This is a genomic window from Pedobacter sp. V48, from assembly GCF_000523515.1.
In the GTDB taxonomy this organism is placed as follows: Bacteria; Bacteroidota; Bacteroidia; order Sphingobacteriales; family Sphingobacteriaceae; genus Pedobacter.
Window position 1 is genome coordinate 59,185 of record NZ_AWRU01000015.1, and the last position, 18,949, is coordinate 78,133.

General features: G+C 38.4%; 16 protein-coding genes. 7 read left to right on the top strand and 9 right to left on the bottom strand.

The window, feature by feature from the left end:
• Positions 1 to 22: 22 nt before the first annotated feature.
• The gene (locus N824_RS14560; protein WP_048905887.1) at positions 23 to 787 is read right to left on the bottom strand and encodes a polysaccharide biosynthesis/export family protein; all 765 of its coding nucleotides are present in this window, start codon (positions 785 to 787) and stop codon (positions 23 to 25) included.
• A gap of 271 nt (positions 788 to 1,058) precedes the next feature.
• Here N824_RS14560 and N824_RS14565 point away from each other — a divergent pair, with 271 nt between their 5' ends.
• Positions 1,059 to 1,910, top strand: a complete 852-nt coding sequence (locus tag N824_RS14565) for a universal stress protein (RefSeq protein ID WP_048905888.1) — start codon at positions 1,059 to 1,061, stop codon at positions 1,908 to 1,910.
• On the opposite strand, the gene N824_RS14570 is transcribed toward N824_RS14565, so the two are convergent.
• The 4 genes from N824_RS14570 to N824_RS14585 are packed head-to-tail and all read right to left on the bottom strand — an operon-like array spanning position 1,904 to position 9,688.
• A complete protein-coding gene (locus tag N824_RS14570; protein WP_048905889.1) occupies positions 1,904 to 3,160 on the bottom strand; it encodes a DUF2264 domain-containing protein in 1,257 nt (418 codons plus the stop codon). The two genes, N824_RS14565 and N824_RS14570, sit on opposite strands and share 7 nt — an antisense overlap.
• The gene (locus N824_RS14575; protein WP_084498337.1) at positions 3,157 to 4,605 is read right to left on the bottom strand and encodes an alpha-L-fucosidase; all 1,449 of its coding nucleotides are present in this window, start codon (positions 4,603 to 4,605) and stop codon (positions 3,157 to 3,159) included. The genes N824_RS14570 and N824_RS14575 overlap by 4 nt, the downstream gene beginning before the upstream one ends.
• A 44-nt stretch (positions 4,606 to 4,649) precedes the next feature.
• The gene (locus N824_RS14580) at positions 4,650 to 6,434 is read right to left on the bottom strand and encodes a RagB/SusD family nutrient uptake outer membrane protein (protein WP_048905890.1); all 1,785 of its coding nucleotides are present in this window, start codon (positions 6,432 to 6,434) and stop codon (positions 4,650 to 4,652) included.
• 32 nt (positions 6,435 to 6,466) lie between these two features.
• Positions 6,467 to 9,688: a TonB-dependent receptor gene (locus N824_RS14585; protein ID WP_052334147.1), complete on the bottom strand. Its 3,222-nt coding sequence runs from the start codon at positions 9,686 to 9,688 to the stop codon at positions 6,467 to 6,469.
• Between the two features lie 210 nt (positions 9,689 to 9,898).
• Between N824_RS14585 and N824_RS14590 the strand changes: the two genes are divergently transcribed.
• Positions 9,899 to 13,921, top strand: coding sequence for a hybrid sensor histidine kinase/response regulator transcription factor (locus N824_RS14590; RefSeq protein WP_048905891.1), 4,023 nt, complete (start codon positions 9,899 to 9,901; stop codon positions 13,919 to 13,921).
• Positions 13,922 to 13,930: 9 nt separating this feature from the next.
• Here the strand turns inward: N824_RS14590 and N824_RS14595 are convergent, their stop codons facing one another.
• Together N824_RS14595 and N824_RS14600 are read right to left on the bottom strand one after the other, a co-directional pair.
• Positions 13,931 to 14,629: a DUF2461 domain-containing protein gene (locus N824_RS14595; protein ID WP_048905892.1), complete on the bottom strand. Its 699-nt coding sequence runs from the start codon at positions 14,627 to 14,629 to the stop codon at positions 13,931 to 13,933.
• Between the two features lie 238 nt (positions 14,630 to 14,867).
• Positions 14,868 to 15,212, bottom strand: a complete 345-nt coding sequence (locus tag N824_RS14600; RefSeq protein WP_048905893.1) for a hypothetical protein — start codon at positions 15,210 to 15,212, stop codon at positions 14,868 to 14,870.
• Positions 15,213 to 15,322: 110 nt separating this feature from the next.
• On the opposite strand from N824_RS14600, the gene N824_RS14605 reads away from it, so the two are divergent.
• From N824_RS14605 to N824_RS14620, 4 genes are all read left to right on the top strand, one after another.
• On the top strand, positions 15,323 to 15,979 hold the full coding sequence (locus tag N824_RS14605) for an alpha/beta fold hydrolase (RefSeq protein ID WP_048905894.1): 657 nt from the start codon (positions 15,323 to 15,325) through the stop codon (positions 15,977 to 15,979).
• 7 nt (positions 15,980 to 15,986) lie between these two features.
• Positions 15,987 to 16,436, top strand: coding sequence for a DUF1572 family protein (locus tag N824_RS14610; protein ID WP_048905895.1), 450 nt, complete (start codon positions 15,987 to 15,989; stop codon positions 16,434 to 16,436).
• 148 nt (positions 16,437 to 16,584) lie between these two features.
• A complete protein-coding gene (locus N824_RS14615; RefSeq protein WP_048905896.1) occupies positions 16,585 to 16,791 on the top strand; it encodes a hypothetical protein in 207 nt (68 codons plus the stop codon).
• A 137-nt stretch (positions 16,792 to 16,928) separates the two neighbouring features.
• A complete protein-coding gene (locus N824_RS14620) occupies positions 16,929 to 17,453 on the top strand; it encodes a hypothetical protein (RefSeq protein WP_048905897.1) in 525 nt (174 codons plus the stop codon).
• Between the two features lie 11 nt (positions 17,454 to 17,464).
• Here N824_RS14620 and N824_RS14625 read toward each other — a convergent pair whose 3' ends face one another.
• Both N824_RS14625 and N824_RS14630 read right to left on the bottom strand, forming a co-directional pair.
• Positions 17,465 to 17,824, bottom strand: a complete 360-nt coding sequence (locus tag N824_RS14625) for a hypothetical protein (RefSeq protein WP_152542301.1) — start codon at positions 17,822 to 17,824, stop codon at positions 17,465 to 17,467.
• 1 nt (position 17,825) lies between these two features.
• Positions 17,826 to 18,386, bottom strand: a complete 561-nt coding sequence (locus tag N824_RS14630; RefSeq protein WP_048905899.1) for an RNA polymerase sigma factor — start codon at positions 18,384 to 18,386, stop codon at positions 17,826 to 17,828.
• 142 nt (positions 18,387 to 18,528) lie between these two features.
• Between N824_RS14630 and N824_RS14635 the strand changes: the two genes are divergently transcribed.
• Entirely contained in the window at positions 18,529 to 18,873 is a 345-nt protein-coding gene (locus N824_RS14635) for a hypothetical protein (RefSeq protein WP_048905900.1), read from the top strand.
• The last annotated feature ends 76 nt before the right edge of the window (positions 18,874 to 18,949 follow it).

Sequence of the window (18,949 nt, forward strand, 5' to 3'; positions counted from 1 at the left end):
AGTTTAAAAGATTAACACTGCCTTACTTATTCAAAAAAGTTGTAGCCAAAACAGCCACAGCAGAGATCGCTGCAACAATGAGTGGCATTAATCGGTTATTACTACTTACTTCAACTGATTTTGCTTTATCAGGCTCTACATAGATTACATCATTTTGCTTTAAATAGAAGTATGGTGAATTAAGCACATCTTTACTATTCAGATTTACCCGCTCCATTTTCCTCTGTCCATCCATTTCTCTAATCAGTAAAACATTTTCTCTTTTTCCGTAAGGTGTCATATCGCCTGCTAAGCCAAGCGCTTCAAGCAGATTTATTTTCTCACTGGTTACTGTAAAAGTTGAGGGGTGGTTAACCTCTCCAATAACGGTAACCCTAAAATTCATAAACTTGATATTTACAATGGCATTCTTCACATACTTATTAAGTTCCGATTCCATTAATGCCTGTGCCTGGCCTACAGTTAAACCTTGCAATTTGACCTGACCCAGAACAGGGAACTTCACATATCCTTGTTTATTCACCCTGTAACCTTCTCTTTCATACATCCCACCGACTGTTGGATTGCTTGGAACAGAAGCAAATAAGATATTAGATTCGGGGCTGGTACTATTAACTGTAATACCTAGCACGTCATTTTGAAGTATGGTAGGCTCTCCGGCATCTAGAACTTGTGAACTACTTTCGTTCGCACCTTTAAGATCACTGAAATAAACTAAATTTCTTTGTCTGGAACAGCCACTTAACATAATTAATATTAAGTAACAGAAGAGGTATTTTAGATTCATAAAATATAATTTAAATTAAACACAATAAATGTTTGATTAAATACTATGATATGAATTTACACACTTATTGTAATCAATGAATCATACTTTAACTAGTTGTAAACCATTTTGTAAAAAGTTCACAGTTTATTGCACATACCTGTGAAATATTTTTCACAATAAGTAGTTATAGGTTTCTCACAACCTGTGTGATTACTCAGTCTGGGTTTTTAGAAAAGTAAAACATTCTGCAAGCTATAATTGTTATTAGTCGCGAATCAAGAGCTAATACATGAAAACGATCATCATTGCCACTGATTTCTCTGCCTCTGCATTAAATGCAGCACGGTATGCAGCATCGTTAAGTAAACAACTTCATGCCAGACAAATCTTGTTATATCACTCCTATGAATTACCTATAGCTACCGAAATTCCCTTCCCTGAGAATAGAGATGCACACATTTTACATGAGAAAAGCATCACATCTCTTAATAATGTAAAAACTGCAATTTCAGATCTATGTGCAGAAGATACCACTATCGAAATCTTTACCGACGACAGCCCCATAATAATGGGCATAGAACAGCTCTCAAAACAATATCCTGACCCCTTTGTTGTCATTGGCATTACAGGAAAAAGCAGAGGGCTTACCGCCTTAATAGGGAGCAACACCATAAGTATAGTTAAAAGCGTATCAATGCCCATTCTTGTTATTCCTAACGAATCCAGTTACACCATCATAAAAAACATGGTGCTAGGCTGTGATTTAAAGGAGGTAAGTGAAACCAGTCCGGTAAATACCATAAAGTCGTTTATGCACGCTTTAAATACCAAACTTCTCTTGTTAAATGTTGATCATGATGAATCAGCTCATTTTAATCCTGATAGCATTACCGAACAATATAACCTCCACAAGTTATGGGATAATGAAATTCCGGAATACCACTATACAGATAATTCAGACGTTGCGTTAGGAATTATGGAGTTTGCAAAACAGCATGCCTCAGGTATAGTCATAATAGTTGCAAAATCGTATGGTTTTTTTGAGGGTCTGTTTCATAAAAGCATGACAAGAAAACTGGCTTTGAATACACAATTGCCCTTATTAATCTTAAAAGAAGCACAACAAAAAGTCCATCAGTAATCTACATGATAATCTTTTTGAAAAGACTTACCGCTCCAGGCGCGCTTTGCTGTCCAGTCTGCAGGGGCTTGCGTCCAGAATAAATTAGTTTCAGGCAATCCCAAAGGCAAAAAAGAAAGCGTAGCCATATAAAGGCTGCCTGTGGAGGTGTAATAATCAGCAATATCGGGTTGATGTCCACAAAAGCCCAGAGTTAGCCAGCCATTCTGATCAAAAGTCCCGGGTATGCTATACATGTTCTGTTTAACCTTTGTTAATGCACATCGAACCTGCGCAGGCAAAATAGCTTCAGGAAGCTTTTCCATTAGCGCTATCTGACTTAAGGCCTGAAAAGCACCGGTTCTGTAGGTAATAGAACGGCCAATTGGCGGGTAAGTACCTTCCGGAGAAATCATTCGTTCCTGACCTACTGCATAACGTTGCATTCTGATTAATGCAAGCTCATAGCTTTTCTCATCTGCCAGGTTATGATCAACTAAAATCCGAAGTGTATCAACCATCATTGGATGTATTACAAAGGAATTGTAGTAATCAAATGCCAGGTTAGGCCCGTCGCCATACCATCCATCACCTTTGTACCAATCATTTAAGCGATTGACTCCATTTGTTAACCTTACCTGATCATACTGCTCTCCAATAGAAAGTAAAAATGCTTCTGTAATCGCACCAAACAGCAGCCAGTTGCTGTTAAATGGCTTTCTGTTTCTTAGTGATTTAAATGAAGATACTATCCGTTGTTTGGTTAACGAATCCAGAGGCTCCCATAAAGCTTTTTGTGCCCTTAAAAATGCCTGTGCCAGGTAAGCAGAATCCACTATAGGCTGATAATCCGTTGAGAAATTCAAAAGATCCGGACTAAGTGGATCAAAGCATTTGTTTAAACCAGCAATAGCCTCGGCTCTCATTTTTTTCCTTAAGGTGGCTTCCCTGGTATGGTCATCCGGCAAAGCGATCCAAGGGGCAATCCCGGCATAAGTGCGACCTACCGCTTCCAGGTAGGTAACACTTAACGATCTGGAATCAAAAGTCGGCGACTGCTCAAGCGGCATATTCTTCTTCAATGTTCCATTGGCCAGATTTGATACCACCGGGCTGGCGATTTTATATAAAAGCTGATACCAGTATTCCCGGTCATTCTTGTATGCCTCAAAGCTTTTAGTTCTGCATTCATCCGCCAGAAGCGGTGTTGGATTAACTGCGCCTGCTACTGCTGCAAATGACATGGCTTCTATAAATTTTCTCCTTCTCATATTTTGGCTTTATCATAACTATTTTCAGCACTGCGTTCCTTTTTCTTTGTTTCCAAAACAATCACAAAGGGCTTGTCCCGATTAGCAGGGTTGGCATAAACAAAGTATTCATTGGTGTGCAGCTCTTCTACTTTCAAAACCTGCTTCTGGTCGGTAAGCAGATAAGATTTGGCAATTGCAGTTTTAGTGGGCAATTTCACACGATAAGCACCTGATACCGGAATATTAAAGACCACCATATATATCTTATCCGTACCTCCTTTTTTTGTTGAATAGCCCCAATCCTGCTTCTCTAAACCACTATATTCGCAGTTGTATATCGCCTCGCTGTTAACTTTCATCCAATCTCCTATCTCCAAAGCAAGCCTTTTCTCCTGCTCACGGATAGCACCATCTCCTTTAGGGCCAAAATTCAGCACAAAATTTCCACCCAATGAAACAGCTTTTGCCGTCATCTCTATCAACTCGGTTGAGGTTTTTATATGGCCCTTCCATGCTTTATTGTAACCCCATTGATTTTCAGGAATCGTCATTACGCAATCCCAGTCGTTGCCATGTATATCGGCAATCGTATTTGGTAGTTTACGCTCCCATCCTTGTTCATAATCGCCCATAAGTACATTATTTGAATCAAAATGCCGTTTTCCGTATTCATCGGCTCTAAAACGACTGCCAATGATCAAACCCGGGCGGAGTTTTCGCATTTCGGCTTCCAAATCGTCAGCAAACTTAGCTTGCTTCACCCATGATTTATCCCAGGTGCCGTCAAACCATAGTCCCTTAGCTTTTGGATACATAGTCAATAATTCTATCAGCTGATTACGCGTAAACTTTTTGAAGCCCTCAAAAGCGATACTGTCCGCCTTGGTTTTGATATCGTAACGCCATCCCGGATGATTCCAGTCCATAATAGAGAAATATAAGATCACATCTATTCCTGCCTTATCATAAGCATCAACCAAGGGTTTCATGATGTCTTTTTTCCATGGGGAATTGGCTACTGTGTAAGCTGTATACTTACTTGGCCATAAACAGAAACCATCATGGTGTTTAGTGGTAATGGTTACATATTTGGCTCCCATGTTCTTTGCAATTGCAGCCCACTGATCAGCGTCGAAATTAACAGGATTAAACTTATAAATTAAGGAATCATAAGCCGGTTTTGGCATTTCATTCCAAGATCTGATCCACTCTGCGGCACCATTATACGGTTTACCATTCCATTCTCCACCCGGAATAGCGTACAAACCCCAGTGAATAAACTGTCCAAGACCGTTTCCTCTCCATTTTTGCATAATCGCATCTGTACGTTTACCCTCTCGATGCGAGCCATGCTTTAGTTTTATCTTACCCGCATTTTGAGCGTAAACAGTGCCAGTAGTGCCTGCTATCAAAACGATTAATAAATGTAGAATAATGACGTTTTTAATTGGTATTCTAACCATAATTCAGGAATAATGTGTGTTTTCTTTTAATTAATGTGTTGGTTTTATTTCCAGTTAGGATTCTGTACCAGATTTTTGTTAAGGATCAGATCCTCGGTAGGAATTGGAAACAAATAGCCTTTGGTTTCGTCAAATTTGCGGCCGGTCGGAATTGTTTTAAAATAAGGTAATATATATCCCTCGGTGCTTAAATAAATATCCTTATTAACCACTACTGTAGGGAACTGCGACTGAACAAATTTAATCCCCTCAACAGGAACATTTATTAATTTACCTGCCTTCCATCTCATCAGATCATCCCAACGGGTATTTTCAAAAGCCATCTCCACACGTCTTTCTCTACGAATTTCTCTTAATAAAGGATGAATTGAAGCTCCAACATAAGTTTGATAGATCCCGTCCAAACGTGAATCCGCAGGCTCATTGCCCATTATTAAATGCGGCATTCCTACACGGTCCCGTAATTTGTTAATTGTCTGATCAATAATAAGCTGATTTGCTTCACCTAGTTCATACTTTGCTTCAGCATAGTTTAACAATACTTCCGCAAAGCGAAATACCGGAGCAGCCTGCTGTCCATTGGTAACTCTTTCCCAATCCACAGGATTATTATAGAACCATTTGGCCAAACGATAACCGGTTGGGCACTTATTACCGTTCATGCCCGGCAAGTTTGGCAATGGCGCATTATTCGCACCCTGTATAGTGGTATTAGCAAGATTATAAGTTCCAAAATTGGCAATAGTTTGCGTTAAACGCGGATCACGGTTTTCCATTTCGGTTTGGATCGATCCTTTTCCTTTGAACAACGGACTTCCCGAAATCGTTAAACCGTCTGAACATAAATATTCATCTACCAGACTACGGGTAGCTCCAAACTGATGTCTTAGATTCTGCGCAAAATAACGGCTAAACGCGGCACCATAAGTCACCGCTGCAGAATATTCTCTCCACATAATCACCTCAGGATTAGATTTATAAGTTTCAGTTGCGAACAAGCTATTGTATACGGTATTGTAATCTCCCTGTACTAAACTATATTTATTAAGCAAGGCTTCGGAAGCTTCCGCAGAATACCTCAGAAATGCATTCGGATCCAACCCCAACGCTGTATGGTATTTTCTGTAAGTGCCTTCAAATAATCCAATTCTGGATTTTAAGAACAATGCCATATCCTTATTTAAACGATTTGTTTCTTCAGTACCTTTCGCGGGCAAGTAATCTATGGCTTTGTTAAGGATAGTCATTACAGAGTCCATTACCTCAGCCCTCGGGGTTCTTGTGCCAAATAGCTCAGGTGAATTTATATTTAACGAATGTTGTATCCACGAAACATCTCCAAATAGCTTCACCTTATTGAAATAGTCCCAGGCTTTAAAAAAATAGATCTCTCCTAAATATTTGTTAGCTATATTATCCGGAAGATCAGCACGTTTATAATTGTCAATAAAGAAATTCAATTGTCTCACGCCTTCAAAATTCCATCCACCAGAACCACTTCCTCCAGAAAGATAGGCGATGTATTCGTCAGTACCTACTTTAGAATAGGTAAGTGGTGCGGCATTGTCCGTAATTACATCTCCATAAACCAATGTATTCACATTTACCCCATAAGGCTGAACCGTGCCATCTGCAAAATCGGTTCCAAATCCTACAATGTATTTTGGGTAAAGGCTGTTTGCATACAGCTTTAAGTCGTTCTCGGTTTTCCAGTAATTTTCATCAGTGATCTGATCCAAAGGATAGCGGTCTAACAGATTCTTTTTGCATCCAAAAAGCAGCAAGCATGATACTACTCCCAGTGTATATATTTTTATATTCTTTTTCATGTTTGTTTAATTTGAGTACTAATTATATTGACCTAAAATGTTGCCTGTAAGCCAAATGCATATGATCTGATAATTGGATAGTTCATACCAACCAATTCTGGATCAAACGTTTTTGGAACACTCTTAAATTCAAATAGGTTATAAGCCGAAGCAGAAAGTCTTACCCTTTGCAATTTAATTTTATCGGTAAAGACCTTAGGTAGTGTATACCCTATGGCTAAATTTTTCATGCGCAGGTAAGCACCATTTTCCAGGTACCTTGTTTGTACCTGTCTGTTCCTGCTCGCATTTTTATAAGCCGGATAAAATGCGTCTGTACGCTCCGGAGTCCACGAGTTATTGTAGGTTTCCCAGGTTCCGGTAGTACCAGCTCCCCAGTAAAGATTGTTTCCAATCCACAAGTCTCTCTTTCCCACCCCCTGTACAAAAATATCCAGGTCTACATTCTTGTAGCTAAAATTGGAGTTAAAGCCAAACTGATACCTTGGTGTACTGTTGCCTATGATTTTCCTGTCTCCGGAATTCCCAACAGTATTATTTCCAAAGTTAATCTCGTTATTACCATCAATATCTTTATACCTCACATCACCTGGAAACCAAAGGCCAGATGAAATTAACTTTTGAGTGGGTGAATTCGCAATTTCTTCTTTAGTTTGAAAAATCCCGTAGGTTTCATAACCCCACATCTCACCCATTTTCTGACCTTCGTATAAATACTGATCGCTTAACAGTTTGTTCGGATTATTATCAAACTTTACTACTTCCGACTGGCTATCTCCCAATGTAAGGGCCAAATCGTAATTTAATCCAAAACCGGTTGAGTTTCTATACTTCATTGTTAACTCCCATCCTTTTGTATCAATGGTTGCCGAATTTCTGGTCGGCGATGAAGCACCCAGCACTGAAGGATATTTTAAGCCGTCAATTAGAATGTCAGAAGTTCTTCTCCTGTACCAATCAAAATTGACTTCAAAGTTTTTAAATGCCGTCAAATCAAATCCAAAATCAATTGTAGTTGCTGTTTCCCAGGTTAAATCCGGATCAACCAGTCCAGGAGGCGTAACGCCCACAGGCCTCACACCGTTGAGTAAGTATTGAAGCTGACTGTTCGTTCCATAATTTAAGATGTATATGTAATTGGCTACGTTCTGATTGCCCAAACTACCATAAGAAGCTCTTACCTTAAAATCATTGATATATGGTTTTATGCCTTTTGCAAAAGATTCTTCGCTTACGCGCCATCCTGCAGAAAATGAAGGAAAAAACTTATAACGTATATCAGAAGGGAACTTGGAAGTACCGTCGTAACGGCCATTTGATTCAAACAAATACTTACCGTCATAGTTATATGTAAAACGATAAAACAGACCACGAACTGCCCATTCCTGCTCACTATCGCCTACCGTTCTTTCTCCCTGTGCCTGCCCCAGAACCGGAACATTTGAATTGATCATGTTTCTCTGGGCCGATACGCTTTGGTCGGTATACCATTCCTGGTTAAAGCCTACCGTTCCATGAAAATTATGCTTATCGGCTATGGTTTTAGCATAATCAGTAAAGATATTTATGGTGTACTTATTAGAATTTAAGTTATAGCGATAAACATAATCAGGGTCAGTATGAACTGCCGTAAATGAACCTACTGTACTCTCCAGGCGCTCTAAGCGTGGTAAAATGGTTTTTTGAATGTTGCTGTTGCTTAAATAAGAAAAGTCTCCTTTTAGCGACCATTCTTTGGTAAGTGTAAAAGTTGGTGCAGCAGCTAATAAAATGTTCGATTTCGTCTCCTTGTCGGTCGAACCATACTCCATAAAAGACAAAATATTATCCGTGTATTTTTGTGGCAAATTTAAAGACGAGGGAACATGTATTGGCATATTTACATTTCGGTTAGGCTCCTGCGACATTGCTGTCCACCAGCCTCCTTTGCCCGAGGGGCTAACTGGTTCTATATAAGTTGAACTGTTATAGGCCGTTCTGAAATCCATTTTAAACCACTGGTTTACTTTGGAACTTACATTTAGCAAGGCGTTATAACGTTTAAAATTATCTGTATTGATCTTGTATAATCCGTCCTGGTCCTGATACCCAATAGAGCCATAAAATGATGTTCTATCGTTTCCACCCGATACTGACAAGTTATGCTTTTGCATAGGCGAAGATTTCAATAAAGCTTCCTTATATGGATTTACATTACCTCTCCAAAGAATATTGGTCTTATTTACATCGGCATCTGCAAAATAATAAGGTTCATTATGTATCGGATCATCCATATACTCCTTAATCTTCTGCAGTTTTAATAATTCATTCGAACCTGCCGAAATACCTTCCAGCTCTGAAGCTTTAATACTTGCCTCCTGAATGGTATAGGCGTCCAATATGTCCGGAACAGCTGTAGGCGAACTCCATTGAAAGGAATTAGAATAATTCACTTTTGTTTGTCCGCTTTTGCCCGATTTGGTTTTTATCAAAAGCACACCAAATGCTCCTCTTGCTCCATAAATCGCGGCAGATGCTGCGTCCTTCAACAACGTAACAGATTCTATATCTTCCGGATTTAATTGATTAGGGTCCATCTCAATTCCATCTACCAATGTGAAAGGCTGTCCCGATGAAAACTTAATCTTGTTACCATCGTTTGCGTCCTTATAAAAGGATGTAGCTCCCCTGATATTGTAAGATGCAGCGGTATTCGGGCTGCCATTAGAAATACTAACATTAAAATTGGGCATCACTCCCTGCAGCGCCTGACCAAGGTTTGCGGTTGGCCTGTTTTCAAGCATCTTTGAATCGATCTGACTAACTGCTCCGGTTAAATTTGCCTTCTTCTGTACGCCATATCCCACTACCACTACTTCATTAAGTTTATTGTTTTCTTCTTCCAAAGCAACTTTTAAGCTTGTTTGCTCATTTTCGATAACAATACGTTTAGTGGTAAAACCGATGGCCGTAAATACCAATACATCATTAGCATTAGCCGTAATTTGAAAATTCCCATTTAGATCGCTGGCGGTGGTGACATTAGATTTTTCTACCTTAATATTCACACCTGGTATTGGCAGGTTACCGGCGTCAACAACCTGTCCTTTTATTAAAGCTTTCTGCCGGCGCTGTTTAAGAGGAGTTGTTTTGGATAATGATAATTTAAGCGGGTCAGTTTTTCTTTCCGCATGCGCGTCTAAAACTAAGCTATTGCTGAAAGTCAGCCAACAGACAAGTCCAGTCGCATAGAAGCGTAGATTTTTTGGTTTCATGAATTCATTGTTTAGGTTTAAAGATTAGTTTGATGTTTTGGTTATAGTGGTTCATTCTGCAAACGTTTTCATATCCCCTCCCTCAGTTGATAATGTTTGCATTTAATGGAATCAAAACTGGCTGTTAATTCTTTCAAAAAAGATGAAAATTCTAAATCATATGGTAGAAAATTCAAAACTAAAGGAGTATTTTCGCACCTTTAATTGATTATGAAGGCATTTTGTCTCTTCTTCCTTCTACTTTTACCATTTCATAACTATGCCCAAAAGGGAGCTACCTTCAGCAATCTTAGCATGGAAAATGGTCTGTCTCAAAATTCTGTTGTAAGTATCACTCAGGATCAAAAACATTTTTTATGGTTTGGTACCAGACGTGGGTTGAATAGATACGACGGCTTTCAGTTTAAGATTTACACAAACAATCTAAAAGACAGTAACAGCATCCCACATAATGTGATCGATTGCCTGTTGGCCGACTCCTTTGGTCAGTTGTGGATCGGTACAATTAATGGACTAAGCCGATACGATAATAAGAACGACAACTTTATTAAAGTCAAAATTCTAAATGACACTATAAATTGTATCTATGAAGATCCTCAGAGAAATCTCTGGGTAGGTACTTACAACGGGCTTGGCTTACTGGATAGGAAAAATGGAAAATTCAAAATATTCCGTTTTAATAAATTAGATAAAAACCAACGGATAAACACCATATACAGCCTATTTAAAGATCATGAGCAAAACCTGTGGGTTGGAACAGGCTTTGGATTGATACGAATGACTATAAATGATGGTCAGCCCAGGGCAATTCTCTTTAAAAACTCAGCCAACAACCCGGCCAGCATCAGCGCTAACTATATCACCGGTATCACCAGTGATAGAGCCAACAACATCTGGATTGGTACTGACAAGGGTTTAAACCTATACCAAACAAGTGGCACATTCGCGCGCTACACCCACAGCTCGAACAACAGTAATACCCTTGTCCATAACGACATACGCGATATCATCCGCAATAAGGACGGGACACTATGGATAGGAACACAGGAAGGCTTAAGCATATTAAACCCTAAAACAAAAATATTCACCAATTACAAACATGATCCTGACGAGAATGGAAGCCTTACCCAGAACTCATTGCACAGCATTTTTCAGGATGTTAGCAACACGGTCTGGATTGGAAGTTTCTACGGCGGGGTTGATGCGGCATTCCCTTATTCCGCCGGTTTTAAGACTTATAGAGCAAGCGGACTGATTTCCAGCCTTAGCAGCAACATCATCAGCACAATTGTTGAAGATTCCCGGCAAAACCTCTGGATCGGAACAGAAGGCGGTGGGCTCAACCATTTTAATCGTAGCAATAACACCTACACTCATTATAAATCCATTCCCGGCAACAACAATACATTACCCTCCAATCTGGTTAAAACCATCCTCAGACAAAAGAACGGCAATCTGATTATAGGCATGCATGAAGGTCTCATTAGCATCTTTAATCCAACAACTAAAAGTTTTACCGGGCAAATAACCAATGTAAAAGATACCAGTAACAATCGGGGTAGCGCAGACATTATGACCATACTTGAAGACAGTAATGGTACGGTCTGGGTGGGCTCCAGAGATGGGCTAAATACGATAAGTTTTTCTAACGATCACACTCTAAAAAGCCCAATTGAGAAAAAACTGCTTTCCAGATATATCCAAACCCTCTTTGAAGACGCTGATAAAAACATTTGGATAGGCACAACCAAAGGTCTGCACCTTTACTATCCAAAAACTGGAAAGCTAGCATATTTCACAAAAAAAGAAGGAAATGCCGACAGTCTGCAGTCAGATTACATCAACTGTATCATACAAACCTCAAGGGGAAAATTTTGTCTTGGGACATACTTTGGAGGGGTTTCCTTATTTGATTCCCGAACTGGGAAATTTAAAACCTATACAGAAAAAGATGGCCTGTGCAACAACAATGTACTTGGCATTATTGAAGATAAAGAGGGTAATTTATGGATCAGCACGGATAATGGACTGTCAATACTCAATCCGATAACCGGAAAATTCAAAAATTATACTAAAAGCGATGGCCTTGCAGGAAACGACTTTAATATGAGGTCCTTTTTTAAGGATCATAATAATGAATTCTTTTTCGGAGGCTACAATGGCCTTACTTCTTTCTTCCCCAACCAGATTGAGATCAATACACATATCGATCCTATTGTGTTTACAGAGTTAAAGCTTTTCAATCAACCTGTTGCTGTAAACGGCCCGGATCAATTGCTAAAAGAAAACATTAACACCACTAAAAACCTTAGGTTCAAACATAATCACAACAATTTTAGTCTGGGTTTTGCCTTGCTAAATTACATCAGACCAGACAAAAATAAATATACTTATAAATTAGACGGTTACGATAAAGACTGGATCAATTCAGCTATTCCAAATGCCAGCTATTCTAATCTTCCATCCGGAGAATATACATTTACCGTTAAAGGGGTCAACAACGACGGGACACCAGGCCATACATCAGCAAGTATCAACATCACCATATTACCTCCCTTATGGGCTACGTGGTGGGCATATTTATGTTACCTGCTCTTATTTTCAATCATACTTTTCCTAACCGTCAGGTATTTATTTGTACGTGCGTTATTAAAACGATCAGAGGATGTGCAAAAGATGAAGTTAAACTTCTTCACCTACATTGCCCACGAGATTCGAACTCCGCTAACATTAATTCTGGCACCACTTGAAGACCTTGCTAAAACATCTCAGGATAATCTGGAAATCAGTCAGCAGGTTATTCCAATAAAAAATAATGCCGACAGGCTAATGAGACTGATAACTGAATTAATGGATTTTAGAAAGGCTGAAACCGGTCATCTCAAATTACACATAACTAAAGGTAACATTGTCGCATATGCAAATGAGATGTTCCTCGCATTTCGGCACAATGCCCTTACTCGAAACATTCAATACGATTTTGTTTATCAAAATGATCAGACAATGTTGTATTTCGATAAAACACAGATGGAAAAAGTACTCTTCAACCTGCTTTCTAATGCATTTAAGTTTAGCAACAACCGTGGAAAGATTACATTATCTATAAATGAATATGACCAATTCGTAGAGATTAAAGTTGTAGACAACGGAAAGGGCATTCCGTATGAAAGTCAAAACAAACTTTTTAGTGATTATTTCCAGGTTGATGAACAGGAATCTAACCATATTGGTTCAGGAATAGGTCTGGCATTATCCAAAAGCATCATTGAAGCGCACCACGGTAAAATAGAAATCCTAAGTAATCCAGCCACCGCTCAAGAACCTGGCTATACATGTTTTATTGTTAAGCTTAGGAAAGGAAATTCGCACTTTAAACCAAATGAGCTTAGTGAAGTTAAAAGTGCAGACTTCCCTTCCAAACTTTATGTACAACAACCGATTGAAGAGAAAGTAGCTGACCAAAATATCGATTCCAAAGCAGGGGAAACTATTCTGATTGTAGAAGATAATGCAGAGATTATGCAACTCATAGCTGGTGCCATTGGTAAACAATATCATAAAAGGGAGTCTGTTGATGGGCTTAAGGGATGGGAAACAGCAATTGAATTACTACCCGATCTTATCATCTGCGATGTAATGATGCCTGTAATGGATGGATTAGCCTTATGCAGCAAGCTAAAAACAGATGAACGTACCAGCCATATCCCCGTAATTCTGCTTACAGCCAGGTCATCTCACATTCATCAGCTAAGCGGACTAGAAACCGGAGCCGATGCTTATATCACCAAGCCTTTCAGTATGGATCTGCTGCTGCTAAACGTGCGCAACTTATTACAATCAAGAGCAACAATGCGCCAAAAATTTATTCAGCAGATAAATCTGCAGCCACAAGACATCACTATCAACTCCGTAGATCATGCATTTATGACAAAAATCCTGGGTTATATTGAAAGTCATATGTCTGATGAAAATTTTGGTGTACCCGAACTGGCCCAAAAAATTGGAATGAGTCAGCCAGTACTTTATAAGAAGATCCGCACAATGACAACGCTTTCGGTAAATGATTTTATCAAAACAATAAGATTAAAAAAGGCCGCTCAACTGTTAGCAGAGCATAGGTATACCATATCAGAAATTTCTTATTTGGTAGGTTTTAATGATCCAAAATATTTTAGCCGGGAATTTAGAAAGCAATATGGTCATACACCACGCGAGTACATGAAGAACCTCTGATCTCAACACTTATATTTCAATTCCGTTGATATCAGTGGTCAGTATCTCACTCATGTAGTCAAAAAATGGGCGCATATTTTTAAAGGTCAGTGTTGCTTCCTCTAAAAACTGCCCATTTAAAACCTCCTCATCCGAAAATCTTCTGATAAGCAAAAACTGTTTGTATCGTAATAAATCAATGTTTTCATGATCTGCATTGAAACCCTTAGGCGCAGTTTTCAACTGTTCTCCTTTCAATGTTTCAAAAGTTGAAATAAATGGGCCGCTCTGTATAATCTCTCTCAATGCTGTGGCATCAAAACCAAGGTGTTCCCTTATTTGTTTTAAATCCTGTGCCGATGGCCCCCAGAATCCGCCTGCAATAAAACTATTCCCTTTCTCTATATGAAAGTAGTATCCTCCTCTGCGATACTTGGTAGCCCGCCTAAAACTACCACTCCAGTGGGTTTTGTAGGGCGTTTTATCTTTAGAAAACCGGGTATCCCTATAAATACGGTACACACTTTTTCGTCCGGAAGGAGTTTCTATTACATCATCTACATTTAGGTTCTGCAACAATCCGTCAGCAAAAGATTCTATAAGCTCTTGCTCTTTTTGAAATTCTTCTTTATGCTCGTTAAACCATTCTCTATTGTTGTTTTGCTTTAATTGGTCTAAAAAATTTAAGCTAGAACGATGTATTTGAGGTTTTGAATGAAGCTTTGCCATATGCAAAACTAAAAAAAACGATCGCCAAAACGAATGTCAGCTAAGTGCTTTTGTGCAAATACTAGATACTTAAACTCAGAATAACTGCAAGGCAACTCAGAATAAGGATAATAAAAACAGCTTTAAATAAGATATAAGTACTCATGAGACGTAATTTAAATTCATATTATTTTATTACCCGAAATTAATTCTTCAGCTAAATATGTGCATAGTAAAAATCGACCGAATTTAAATACTTCTATTTTTTCTTTTTCGCTGTAATCGCTTTAAAGCCCGTCTCAAGTACTTCCTTAAGCAACTCCCTACTATAACTGTTAATGTATAGGCATATATAAGGGTAGTCTTTGTAGTGCGGTGTAATGAAACAGCTTTCCGGATATTCTTCCAGGAACCTTTCTCTGCTTTCAAAATCAGTTCTTACAGCAAGCCATTCACCGTTTTCGTGTAGCCTGCAAAGCAAGTTCTTCTTAATCTTTATAGAAGGGGTATCATAATGCGATAAGCTATCAGACGCGTCGGGGAATTGCAGTGCAATTTGTCTCACAGGTTCAAAATCAACTGGATTGAAATTAATAGCCTTCATACATATAAAGATAGAACATCAAGCACAAACAATAACAGATTGTATAAAAATTGTAACATTTCAATGTTTAGACCATCACAGCGTGTCAATACCTTAAATTTATTTTAATAATGACAGAGAAGATATATTTCATCAGTGGTTTGGGGGCCGACAGGCGCGCATTCAAAAAACTTGTTTTCCCGCCCCGTTTCGAGCTGGTTTATCTGGATTGGATCCCTGCATTAAAAAATGAGTCGCTGGAAGCATACGCGCTCAGATTAGCAGCTAAAATAGATAACTCTTCTCCATTTTACTTAGTTGGCCTATCCTTTGGTGGCATGCTCGCTACTGAAATTTCGAAGAAGCTTAAGCCATCGCATACTTTTCTCATTTCCAGCACACCAATTTTTAAAGAACTGCCATGGTATTATCGGATGGCGGGTAGTTTAAGCTTACAAAAAGCAATCCCTATCAGCCTGTTAAAACGAGGAAACAACATTGGTTTGAAATTTCTTGGCGCTAAAACACATGACGAGATTAAACTACTGAAACAACTTGTGACAGATAGTGACCCATTTTTCATGAAATGGGCGCTAACTTGTATCTTAAACTGGCGGAATAAAGAAAGGCCTGTAAAATTAACCCATATTCACGGCACGGCCGACAGTATATTGCCAATCAGGTATAACAAACCTGATATACAGATCCAAGGCGGCGGACATTTTATGGTTTATGCCAATGCAGATACCATCTCTAAATTAATACTAAAACAAATTGCAGATTTATAAATATAATATGTTAAAAGAATCATTAAAAACACTCCTTACAAGAGATTTAAATAAGGTAAAGCTTGAAATCGAGCAATATCAGCATGAAAAAAATATTTGGCGAACCGAAAATTCAATAAGCAATTCTGCAGGTAATTTATGCTTACACTTAGTTGGGAACCTGAATACCTTTATTGGAGCAGAACTTGGTAAAACCGGATATATCAGAAATAGAGCACTTGAGTTTTCACTAAAGGATGTTCCAAGAGGTGAATTAATTAAACAAATTGAAGATACCATTAAAGTAGTTATCCACTCCATTGACCAATTAACCGAACAGGACCTGGAAAATGAATATCCCGAAGTAAAAGTTTTAGAAAATGACAGGTCAGTAAAATATATGTTGATTTACCTCAGCTCACATTTAGCTTATCACCTTGGTCAAATCAACTACCATAGACGCCTGTTAGATGTCTAATTTACTTTTAAGCTTTCTAATACTGAACAAATTGAATAAACATACCGATTTGAATAATAGTTAAATTAGTTCTAATGCTTTTTAAAGCATCAGGCATACCCTGAAAGGCCTTTAACGAGTAAGGAAATTTATCTTATTGTAAACAAGTATGAAAAAGTTAGAACTAAACAATTTAGGTGTTCAGGAAATGAACTCGGTTGAAATGACAAAAACTGATGGTGGTGGCATAGTATGGAGCTCTTTAGGTGCTTTATTAGGTAATGTTACTACTACTGTAAACGCTGTTCTTGGTGATACAACACAATTTTTATCTAAGCAACTGGCAACTGTTTTCAGTTTTATCCGCACTCTATAGGGGAGTTAGATTTGAAGGCCGGATGATTGAATGTACCACATTGAATTGTCCGGTCTTTTTTTGTCCATAAAATTCTAAATATTATCGCTAAAGTCCAGAACTAATTAATTGATTTTAATTATATTAGTAATGCACTTATGAAGACTTTATCATTTCTGATCCTGCTGTTGGTCATTACCGGATGCGACTTTAAAAATAAGTCTGCTGATACAGCTTTACAGACGCTAACCCCTATTGAAGGCAGTAAAAACCTATATCTAACCACTAAAGAGTTTACAGGTGTAATCTTTGCTCCAGATACTTCTGTCAATGCCGATGAGGGCAGTGTCCAGTTTATGCCCACTGCTGAGGATATTGAAAGCGCGGAGCGCATTTTTAAAATGTGCTTAAAAACAAGTAAAATCGATAAAGATGGTATCATTGTAGATTCTACCAGGATTAGGCCCCCCTCTGAATATTTCAGACAATATCTTGGCTACAAGAATAAAATGGGCGAAAAGGTTATTCTTTTAAATTGTTTTATTAAAAGCGCTGTCCCTAAAGATGAAACCTGGAAAAAAGAAATCATCGCATTTAAGGATGGTGGAAACAATTATTTCAGTGTACATATTAACCTTGCCACAGATGATTGCTTCAGCTTCTTTGTTAACGGAGGTGCCTGATTATACTTTCGTCACATTTGCGTGGTCCTCACCCACTTTTGATCAATATATTCAATTAAAAAGAAGCTTAGCACAATAAAACCCAATATATATCTGCCAAGTTTAATCATAGAAAGCAGGCTTTCAGCCAGTTGTGGATTAAACAGCGACAATAAAGCAAGCGAAAATGCTACAATACCTAAAATAACCATAAAAACAAGCACATAAGTTTTAATACCAAATGGCTTAACCTTTTGGGTAAAAACGTTCCTGGTAACCATCGCAGCAAATCCATAAGGCAAGCTGCTTACAGGCTCACTTTTCAGAGCAGTGGTCAATAATTCTTCCAGCTTCTGATCCCTTTTGTCATCTCTGTTCTCATTCGCTTCCATATCATTCATTTATTAAATAAATTTCCAATTTTTCTTTCAATAATTTCTTTGCTCTGAACAAATAATTTTTGATAGTTCCTTCAGGCATTCCTGTGATCTGCTGTATTTCCAGGTAACTAAACTCCTCCAAATGAAACAAGGTAAGTACTGAGCGGTATTGCAAAGGGAGCTGCAGCAATAAATGCTGCACATAAGCAGCAACATCCTTTTTAATCATAAGTCGCTCTGGTGTTTCCTCGCTAAAGTAATAGTTATCTATTTCAACATCATCTACCACACTCTTGTTTTGCAGTTCCTGTTTGTATTTCCTCAGGTGGTTAATAGAAGTCAGGTAAGCAATTCGGGCAATCCAGGTGCTCAGTTTCGATTGAAAGCCAAACTTGTTCAATCCCTGATATACCTTTATAAAAACCTCCTGACAAATATCAGTCGCATCCTCATCGTTTTTAATTAATCTGCTTGTTACATGAAATACAAGTTTCTCATACTGCTTAACCAGAGCTTCAAATGCTCTTGCATCGCCTCGCAATATTTTGGCAACTAGTTCCTTTTCATTTAACATCGTATAGTAGACACCAGGATGCGGTGTAATGTTGCAGTTTTCACAAAAAAAATAATAATCTTAAAAAGATGTGTTCTTCTGCAACCTTTTTATTGGCAGGCGTGTCTACTTGAGCAATAAATCACATTTAAAAACAGACATCATGGACCATATAGAAAGTATAACAATCTCAATATCACTATTCATTATTACAGCAATCATTGTAATTGCCATTCTCAACTTCATTTTAAAGAACCGTCTGATCAATTCAGGACTAACAAATCCCGAAATACTAAACTCACTTGGCCAATCATTTAACCACAAAGTCGCAGTACTTAAATGGGGACTTATTCTTTTCTTTGGCGGAATAGGTTTAGTGGTTATCAATTACATCCCCGATGCCCAGGTTGATTCGCCCCTGCCTTACGGAATTGAAATGATCTTTATTGCCGCCGGTTTCCTTTCTTATTACTTCCTGGTAAGGAAATCTGAAAAAGACCAAAGCTAAACAACCTAGCCCTAATCTTTAAATTACTGAACACAAAAAAAAGTCTTCAAGGCTAATGGGAAAGCTATGCGCTGTC